The 4,588-nt window shown below is 73.2% G+C and carries 2 protein-coding genes and 1 pseudogene; all 3 read right to left on the bottom strand.

What is annotated here, in order from left to right; genetic code table 11:
• On the bottom strand, positions 1-2,708 hold a 2,708-nt coding region (locus G3573_RS20185; protein WP_163263463.1), incomplete at its 3' end, for an error-prone DNA polymerase.
• Positions 2,705-4,384: a DNA polymerase Y family protein gene (locus G3573_RS22350; RefSeq protein ID WP_240454819.1), complete on the bottom strand. Its 1,680-nt coding sequence runs from the start codon at positions 4,382-4,384 to the stop codon at positions 2,705-2,707. The genes G3573_RS20185 and G3573_RS22350, both read right to left, overlap by 4 nt.
• A pseudogene (locus tag G3573_RS20175) lies at positions 4,296-4,588 on the bottom strand (protein imuA); the annotation flags it as partial. The gene G3573_RS22350 and the pseudogene G3573_RS20175, both read right to left, overlap by 89 nt.

Genomic DNA, 4,588 nt, shown 5'->3' with positions numbered 1-4,588 from the left:
GCCCCGGCGTCGCGGGCGGCGACCAGGCGCTCGGCGTCCTCGCGCCGGAAGCCGCGGATCTGCCGGAAGCCGAGGCGGACGGGGAGCAGCGCCTCCAAAGATCTCCCCCCGCTGGGGGGAGCCGCCGCGAAGCGGCGTGGGGGGCTCCAGCCTGGCGCGACGGCGACGGCCCGCGCCGAGGGCGATTGCGCCGCTGAGCCCGAGCACTCCGCTGGAGCCCCCCACGCCGCCCTCACGGGCGGCTGCTCCCCCCAGCGGGGGGAGATCTCGTTCCCACCGCTTCGCTCGGGGGAGGATCTTTCCAGCCCGCAATCCCACCCGCTGGCCATCACGTCCGGCCCCCGCACCTCGACCCCGTGCTCGCGGGCGTCGCGGACCAGCTGGGCCGGCGCGTAGAAGCCCATGGGCTGGCTGTTCAGCAGGGCGGCGCAGAACACGTCCGGGTGCCAGCGCTTCACCCAGGACGAGGCGTAGACCAGGTTGGCGAAGCTGGCCGCGTGGCTCTCCGGGAAGCCGTAGGAGCCGAAGCCCTCGATCTGCTTGAAGCAGCGCTCGGCGAAGTCGCGTTCGTAGCCGCGCCGCACCATCCCCTCGACGAACTTGTCGCGGTAGACGCCGAGGTCGCCCAGGCTCTTGAAGGTGGCCATGCAGCGGCGCAGGCCGTTGGCCTCGGCCGGGCTGAACCGGGCCGCCTCGATGGCCATGCGCATGGCCTGCTCCTGGAACAGCGGCACGCCCAGCGTCTTGCCCAGCACCTGCACCAGTTCGTCCGCCGGCCCGTGATCGGGCGACGGGGCGGGAAACTCGACGGGATCGATCTTGTCGCGCCGGCGCAGGTACGGATGGACCATGTCGCCCTGGATCGGGCCGGGACGCACGATCGCCACCTGGATGACCAGGTCATAGAACTTCTTGGGCCGAAGTCTCGGCAGCATGGACATCTGCGCCCGGCTCTCGACCTGGAAGACGCCCACCGAGTCCGCCTTCTGCAGCATGACGTAGACGGCCGGGTCCTCCTTCGGCACCGAAGCGATGTCGGGCAGGTAGACGCCCTTGTCGTTGCTGAGCATGTCGAAGCCGCGCTTGAGCGCGGTCAGCATGCCCAGGGCCAGCACGTCGACCTTCATCAGGCCGAGCGTCTCGACGTCGTCCTTGTCCCACTCGATGAAGGTGCGGTCCTCCATCGCCGCGTTGCCGATCGGCACGGTCTCGCTGAGCGGCCGCTCGGTCAGGATGAAGCCGCCGACGTGCTGGGACAGGTGGCGCGGAAAGCCCAGCAGCTCGGTGGCCAGGTCGACGGCGCGCGAAATCTCCGGATTGTCGGGGGCGAAGCCGGCCTGGGCGACGTGCTCGTCCGGCATGCCGTCGCCCCAGCCGCCCCACACCGTGTCGGCCAGCCGCGCGGTGACGTCCTCGGTCAGGCCCAGGGCCTTGCCGACCTCGCGGATGGCGCTTCGGGGCCGGTAGTGGATGACGGTGGCGCAGATGGCGGCGCGGTCGCGGCCGTATCGTCCGTAGACGTACTGGATCACCTCCTCGCGCCGCTCGTGCTCGAAGTCGACGTCGATGTCGGGTGGCTCGTTGCGCTCCTCCGACAGGAAGCGCTCGAACAGCAGGTCGACGAAGGTCGGATCGACCGCGGTGATGCCCAGGCAGTAGCAGATCACGCTGTTGGCGGCCGAGCCGCGGCCCTGGCACAGGATCCCGCGGTCACGGGCGAAGCGCACCACGTCGTGCACGGTGAGAAAGTACTGCGGCAGGCCCTTGGCCTTCACGAAGGCCAGCTCCTTTTCCAGCAGGGCCGAGACCTTGGGCGGCACGCCCTGCGGATAGCGCCACTGCGCGCCCTTCCACGAAAGCTCGGCCAGCCAGTCGTCGTGGGTGCGCCCCGCCGGCGTGGGTTCGTGCGGGTACTCGTACTTCAGCTGGCCGAGGTCGAAGTCCAGCCGGTCCATGATCTCGAGCGTGCGGTGAAGCGCGTCGGGATAGGCCGAGAACAGCCGGGCCATCTCGTCGGGGCGCTTCAGGTGGCGCTCGGCGTTGGCCTCCAGCTTCAGGCCGGCCTCATGGATGGTGGTCTTCTCGCGGATGCAGGTCAGCACGTCCTGCAGCGGGCGGCGCAGGGGGTCGTGGTAGAGCACGTCGTTGGTGGCGACCATCGGCGCGCGGGTGTCGCGCGCCAGGGCGGCCAGCCGGTGCAGGCGCTTCAAGTCCCGCGCGCCGTAGGGCCGGGCGGCGGCCAGGTAGACGCTGCGGCGGAAGTCGCCCGACAGCGCTGTCAGGTCGCGCTCGAACGCCTCGTCCAGCGCCTGGGGCGGCACGACCATGAGGAGCTGGCCCTCGGCGTGGTCGTAGAGGTCGGCCCAGGTCAGCTCGCAGCCGCCGCTCTCGGCCCGCACCTTGCCGAGCGTCAGCAGGCGCGACAGCCGCCCATAGGCCTCGCGGTCGGTCGGATAGCAGAGCACGGACGGCTTGCCGTCGGCGAAGTCCAGCCGGCAGCCGACCCGGAAGGCCACGCCCACCTCCCTGGCCGCGCCCCAGGCCCGCACCACGCCGGACAGGGTGTTGCGGTCGGTCACCGCCAGGCCGGACAGGCCGAGCGCCGCGGCCGTGAACGACAGCTCCTGCGCGTGCGAGCCGCCGCGCAGAAAGGAGAAGTTGGTGGTGACCTGCAGCTCGGCGTAGGCGATCGCGTTCCCGGGCGTCATCCGAACAGTCCGTGCACGAACCATTGCGACGGCCGCTCGCCGCCGTAGAGCCCCGTTCGGAAAATCCAGAACCGCGCGCCCTCCGCGTCCTCCACCCGGTAGTAGTCGCGCACCCGCTCCGGCGAGGCGTCGGCCAGCGGCTTCTTCCACCATTCCTGGGCGATGCGCTCGGGGCCCTCGGCCCGGCGCACCCGGTGCAGCCGCCCACGCCAGCGGAAGAACAGCGGCGGGTCGTCGGGCACCGGCGCGGTCGCCTCGATCGCCTCGGGCCGGCGGAACAGGCGCACCGGGCGCGGCCGCTCCGGGTCCCAGCCGCCGGCCGAGGCGGACATGGGCGAACCTTTCGACACCGCTTTCTCCGGCACCCAGGTCTGCACGGGCGCGGCGCGCCAGACCCGGTCTTCGCCGAGCCGGTTGGACAGCCGGTCGACGAAGCCGGCGAAGTCCTCGGCGGTGTCGGTCTCGCCGGTCAGGCCGCCCTGCCTGGCCGGGGTCCCTTCGACCCGCCCGGCCTCGATGGTCACCGCCTCGACGCCGAAGCCGGGGTCGACCGCCTCCAGCTTGGGCGCGAACAGCTTGGCCAGGCGCGCGGGATCGCGCGCGGCCAGGGCGGTGCCGGCCGTGAGCGCGTGCGAGGCGCCGTCCAGGCGGTGGAAGGTGAGCTCGAACCGGCGCGCCGCCCGCCCGCTGGCCTCCAGCCGGGCGCAGATCTTCGCGCAGGCGTCGGCGGCCACGCGGGCCAGGTCGTCGGGCGCGCTGATCGGCTCGACGAAGGCCAGCCGCTCGAACCACGGCGGCACGGGCCGGCGGAAGACGAGCGCCTCCTCCGCCTCGCCCAGCGCTTGGTCGAGCCGGGTGAGCAGGCCCATGCCGAACCGCTTGGCCAGCTGCGCCCGCGGCAGGGCGATCAGCTGCTCGATGGAGCGTACGCCGAGCCTGCGCAGCTGGGCGGCGGCCTCGGGCTCGGGACGCAGCGCGTCGACGGGGAGCGGCTTGAGCAGGGCGCGGTGGGCGCCGGGGGGCGCGACGGTCCAGTCGGGGCCCACTAAAAGCTCGTCATCCCGGACGCGCGTCAGCGCGAGCCGGGACCCAGCAAGCTCGACCTCGACGCTGCGAACCCGCGCTGCAACCTGCGTCGCGCTCGCTGGGTCCCGGCTCTCCCGCCCGCTGGCGCGGGCGTCCGGCCGGGATGACGGATCTAAAGGAAACCGCGCGAACGCCCACGCGGCCCCCGCCGTGTCGGCGATGGCGCCTCGCGCGGGCACGCCGTGCTTCGCCAGTCGGGCCAGCAGGTCGGCGACCAGCGCCGCCTCCCCGCCCCACAGGGGCGCCAGCCCGCTGACGTCCATCAGCAACCCGTCCGGCGCGTCGACCGCCACCGCCGGACTGAAGCGCACGCACCAGTCGCAGAGCTTTTCGAGCGCCTCGCGGTCGGCCTCCGGATCGGCGTCGGCGGCGACCAGGGCCGGGACCAGGGCCAGGGCGTCGGCCAAGGCCTGGCCCACGAACAGGCCTTCGGCCGCGGCGGCCTCGTCGACCGCCGACAGACGGCGCGCGCCCTTGAGGCTTTCGACCAGGGCGAAGGGGTCAGCCAGCCGCGCGCCGGCGGTCCTCGTGCGCCGCCGGAAGCTGGCGATCGGCCAGTTCGGCGACCACACGGACAGGATCCGCGCCATCGTCCGCCTCCATGATCCACGCCCCCGTCCGCCCGCCGCGGCAACGCTCCAGGCTCACCTTCCAACGCTCGCGCCCCAGGCCGGGCTCGCCGGCGAGCGGTTCGCTGGGCGCGCAGGCGATCCTCCAGCGGGTGGCCGCCGCCGACGGGCCGTCCTCGGCCGCGCGGCCGGCGCGCACGCCGAACGGACGGCGGCGCAGCACGA

This window comes from Caulobacter sp. 17J65-9, from assembly GCF_010975005.1.
Classification (GTDB): Bacteria; Pseudomonadota; Alphaproteobacteria; order Caulobacterales; family Caulobacteraceae; genus 17J80-11.
This window is presented reverse-complemented; position numbering and strand designations above follow the sequence as displayed.